A 1,232-nucleotide genomic window follows, 5' to 3' on the forward strand; every position below is an offset into this window, starting at 1 on the left:
CCGAAAGCGTGTCGTACTCCGTCTGCTCGGCAGCGTCCTGAAGCATTGCGTAGACGACCTCCGAGGTGGTGAACGCGATAGATCGATCCTCGGGGTGGATCTCGTCGGGCAGCTCCTCGACTGGGAGAACCTCGTGGTGTTCGAACCGCTGTTCGCTGACCCAACTCGGCGGTGGAATCAGATACGACACATCGTAGTCATCCCGCGAGAACAGCACGTCACGGCTATCTATGAGGTGGGCGAGTTGGATGCGAAGCGCACGGTCTATCGCCGCGGACGCAGTCTGTAATCCCTCCGCTCGCCGTACTGTTTCAACGAGACGGGCGGAGTAATCGGTGGGGTCAGAGAGTTGTCCACGAGCGTAGCGTTTCGCTTGGAGATCCGTGTCTGTGACGAGACGGATGTCATCGGGCCACCACGGTTCAGAGACGTTGTCACTCATTACGTCTCTGTATGCGTGTCCGATATAAATGAGATGCGAAAAGAGGGTTAGACTTCAGACAGACTCTAACTCGTCCAGTTCGGGGATTTCCTTGTCGCTGGCAAACTCCTCGACCGACTGCCCCGTCTCCGAAGCGAGTCGCTGTGCCGTTTCAGTCACCTCCTTCGCACCGCGACGGAGGCACCCGAGACAGCGTCCGTGCGAGGTATGGATGTGTTCCTCGTCACATCTCTTACAGTATTCTTTCAGGGCCTCTGCGTCGATTTCAGCAGTACTCATCCTTGTGCTGGTCCAGCCACTCCTCGGCCTTCCGTTCGATCACCTTCTGTTTCGTCGGGTCGAGTGCGTCCGCCCGCATCTGCCCGCGGTACCGCGCCGCACGGTACGACGCCTTCGCGACCTGACGGACGAGTGCGTGGAGATGTTCGTCGGTGATCGCGTGAATATCTTCAGGAATCGACGGCGGACGCTCGGTTACAGTAAGCGTCTCGTCTCGGTGCGTCGTCACAGTTTCGTCACTCATCGTTGAACACCCACACAGCGGTGATCTCCATCCCGTTCTTCAGCGCCTCCGTCGGGGTGTCACCCAGTTCGTAGATCATCTGATACTCGGGTTTCACGACACGGCCAACGGCGCTGGCTCGCTGTGTCGAGCCAGCGTTAACGGCGGACGACTGTCCGCCGCCGTCGCTCGTCGGTTCCCCGAACTGGAAGTGGCCGTTGTACTCTACGAACTGGACAACACGGTGATCCTTGTACCGCTCACCGTCGCTTGCGGTGGCTCGCTCCG

Annotated in this window: 3 protein-coding genes and 1 pseudogene; all 4 read right to left on the reverse strand. The window is 59.3% G+C overall.

The genetic code is table 11. The annotated features are described in order from the left end of the window. The coding region (locus EXE42_RS15665; RefSeq protein WP_137706923.1) for a hypothetical protein at positions 1-442 on the reverse strand (442 nt) is incomplete at its 3' end. Between the two features lie 54 nt (positions 443-496). Further along, positions 497-721 (reverse strand): hypothetical protein, encoded by a 225-nt coding sequence (locus EXE42_RS15670; RefSeq protein WP_137706924.1) that lies wholly within the window; start codon positions 719-721, stop codon positions 497-499. Then, the gene (locus EXE42_RS15675) at positions 708-965 is read right to left on the reverse strand and encodes a hypothetical protein (protein ID WP_137706925.1); all 258 of its coding nucleotides are present in this window, start codon (positions 963-965) and stop codon (positions 708-710) included. The genes EXE42_RS15670 and EXE42_RS15675 overlap by 14 nt, the downstream gene beginning before the upstream one ends. Beyond that, positions 958-1,232, reverse strand: a pseudogene (locus EXE42_RS18755) (hypothetical protein); the annotation flags it as partial. The gene EXE42_RS15675 and the pseudogene EXE42_RS18755, both read right to left, overlap by 8 nt.

Source organism: Halorubrum sp. SP3 (assembly GCF_005435195.1).
Lineage (GTDB): Archaea > Halobacteriota > Halobacteria > Halobacteriales > Haloferacaceae > Halorubrum > Halorubrum sodomense.

What these genes read in the sequence shown, in the direction of transcription:
- EXE42_RS15675 (WP_137706925.1), bottom strand. Translation starts at nt 965, where the DNA reads ATGAGTGACGAAACTGTGACGACGCACCGAGACGAGACGCTTACTGTA.
- EXE42_RS15670 (WP_137706924.1), bottom strand. Translation starts at nt 721, where the DNA reads ATGAGTACTGCTGAAATCGACGCAGAGGCCCTGAAAGAATACTGTAAG.